This window comes from Streptomyces sp. NPDC031265 (genome assembly GCF_055570295.1).
Genome location: NZ_JBVIHM010000048.1, coordinates 24,882 through 27,547, shown reverse-complemented (window position 1 = coordinate 27,547; position 2,666 = coordinate 24,882). Strand labels below are relative to the sequence as shown.

Below are 2,666 nucleotides of genomic sequence, written 5' to 3'. Positions count from 1 at the left end.
AGGGGGGGCGGCCGTTACCCGGCCCGCACCCCCCCATTCCCCGCTGCCTCTTTCTCCTCCCTTTTTGTACCCGACCCCGCCCCCCCCCCCCCCCCCCCCCCGCCCCCGATGACCACCAGTCGCTCCGCCGCCATAGCGCACCCCTAGCTCGGTCCGTCCCGCTCTTCCTTCGGAAGATACGTGCGGGAGCGCCCGGGAATTCCCGGGCGCTCCACTCGCCGCAGGGCTGTCGGTGGCGTCTGAGAGAGTGGACGCATGGACAACTCGGCCGTCAGCGCACCGCACATCGTCGTCGTCGGAGGCGGCATCGCCGGACTCGCCGCCGCACACCGCCTGCTGGAGTCGGGCGCGCGCGTGACCGTCCTGGAGGCCACCGACCGCCTCGGCGGCAAGCTGTACGCGGGCGAGATCGAGGGCGCGCGCGTGGACCTCGGCGCCGAGTCGATGCTGGCGCGCCGGCCCGAGGGCATCGGCCTCGCGCGCGAGGTGGGCCTCGGTGACCAGTTGCGGCCGCCCGCGGCGACGGCGGCGATCTGGACGCGGGGCGCGCTGCGGCCGATGCCCAAGGGGCATCTGATGGGCGTCCCGGCCGACCCGGCCTCGCTCACCGGGATCGTCTCCGCCGAGGGCCTGGCGCGCATCGCCCAGGACCGCGAACTGCCGCCGACCGAGGTCGGGGACGACATCGGCGTCGGGGAGTTCGTCGCGAGCCGCGTCGGCCGCGAGGTCGTCGACCGGCTCGTGGAACCGCTCCTGGGCGGGGTGTACGCGGGCGACGCCTACCGGATCTCGATGCGCGCCGCCGTGCCCCAGCTCTTCGCCGCCGCGCGCGAGAACACCTCGCTGCTCGACGGCGTCGCCCGGATCCAGGAGAAGGCCGCCGCCCGGTCGCAGAACGACGGCCCGGTCTTCATGGGCCTCGACGGGGGCATGGGCACCCTGCCGGTCGCGGTCGCGGACGCGGTGCGGGCCAAGGGCGGCTCCATCCGTACGGAGGCGCCGGTGCTCGCCCTGACCCGCACCGCCACCGGCTGGCTGGTCCGTACGGACTCCCGGGAGGCGCCCCTGATCGAGGCGGACGGTGTGATCCTGGCGTCGCCCGCCTGGTCCGCGTCCGCGCTGCTCGCGGCCGAGTCCCCGGCCGCCGCGGCCGAGTTGGCCACCGTGGAGTACGCCTCGATGGCCCTGGTCACCATGGCCTTCCGGCGCGCGGACCTGGAGCGTCTTGAGCGCCGCTCGGGCTTCCTGGTCCCGTCCCTGGACGGCCGCACGATCAAGGCGTCCACCTTCTCCTCGTACAAGTGGCAGTGGGTCACCGACCGCGCCCCGGACCTCTTCGTGCTCCGCACCTCGATCGGGCGGTACGGCGAGGAGGAGCACCTGGACCGCGACGACGCCGACCTGGTGGACATGTCGCTGGGTGACCTCGGGGAGGCGGTGGGCCTAGCCGCCAAGCCGGTCGCGAGCGAGGTGACGCGCTGGATCGGGGGCCTGCCGCAGTACCCGGTGGGCCACCTCGCGCGCGTGGCCCGCGTCCGCGCCGCCGTCGCGAAGCTGCCCGCGCTGCGGGTCTGCGGGGCCGCGTACGACGGGGTGGGCATCCCGGCGTGCATCGCCGGCGCCCGGATCGCCGCGGACGAGATCATCGCCACGTCGACCCTGGCGCAGAACACTCAGCGTGACGCGGGACAATAGCCTCATGAGTGCACCGGAAAAGATCCCGAACGCAGGGAAGAAGGCGAAGGACCTCAACGAGGTCATCCGCTACACGCTGTGGTCCGTCTTCAAGCTGCGCGACGTGCTGCCCGAGGACCGCGCCGGGTTCGCGGACGAGGTCCAGGAGCTGTTCGACCAGCTCGCCGCCAAGGACATCACCGTCCGCGGCACCTACGACCTGTCCGGGCTGCGGGCCGACGCCGACCTCATGATCTGGTGGCACGCGGAGACGGCCGACGAGCTCCAGAGCGCGTACAACCTCTTCCGCCGCACCAAGCTGGGCCGCGCCCTGGAGCCGGTCTGGTCGAACATGGCGCTGCACCGCCCCGCCGAGTTCAACAAGTCGCACATCCCGGCCTTCCTCGCCGACGAGACCCCCCGCGACTACGTGTCGGTGTACCCCTTCGTGCGCTCGTACGACTGGTACCTGCTGCCCGACGAGGACCGCCGCCGGATGCTCGCCGACCACGGCAAGATGGCCCGCGGCTACCCGGACGTGCGCGCCAACACGGTCGCCTCGTTCTCGCTCGGCGACTACGAGTGGCTGCTCGCCTTCGAGGCCGACGAGCTCTACCGCATCGTCGACCTCATGCGTCATCTGCGCGCCTCCGAGGCCCGGATGCACGTCCGCGAAGAGGTCCCGTTCTACACGGGCCGCCGCAAGTCGGTCGCGGATCTGGTGGCGGGCCTGGCCTGACGGCCGCCCCCACCGCGTATGCCCGGTGACCGGGCCCGCCGAGGCGGGCCCGGATCCACCCCTGACCCGGAAGATCAGAGAGCGGACGGCCGCTGCCCAGCCCTGGGTGCCGACCGCTCGTCCAGCGACACCGGGTTCGGCTCCGGGTGCGGGGGGCGAGCAGCGAGGCGGACCCGACGCTAGCCTGTCCAGCAATGGGCCACCCAAGAGCCGGTTGAGGAAGTTTTTGGGACGCCGACGACAGCGCGGCTAC

2 protein-coding genes are annotated in these 2,666 nt (G+C 72.9%); both read left to right on the top strand.

What is annotated here, in order from left to right; genetic code table 11:
• Positions 1–255: 255 nt before the first annotated feature.
• Positions 256–1,695 (top strand): protoporphyrinogen oxidase, encoded by a 1,440-nt coding sequence (hemG, locus tag ACZ499_RS38350; protein WP_468681612.1) that lies wholly within the window; start codon positions 256–258, stop codon positions 1,693–1,695.
• Positions 1,696–1,699: 4 nt separating this feature from the next.
• Positions 1,700–2,413 (top strand): hydrogen peroxide-dependent heme synthase, encoded by a 714-nt coding sequence (gene hemQ, locus ACZ499_RS38345; RefSeq protein WP_371655273.1) that lies wholly within the window; start codon positions 1,700–1,702, stop codon positions 2,411–2,413.
• The last annotated feature ends 253 nt before the right edge of the window (positions 2,414–2,666 follow it).

What these genes read in the sequence shown, in the direction of transcription:
- hemG (WP_468681612.1), top strand. Translation starts at nt 256, where the DNA reads ATGGACAACTCGGCCGTCAGCGCACCGCACATCGTCGTCGTCGGAGGC.
- hemQ (WP_371655273.1), top strand. Translation starts at nt 1,700, where the DNA reads ATGAGTGCACCGGAAAAGATCCCGAACGCAGGGAAGAAGGCGAAGGAC.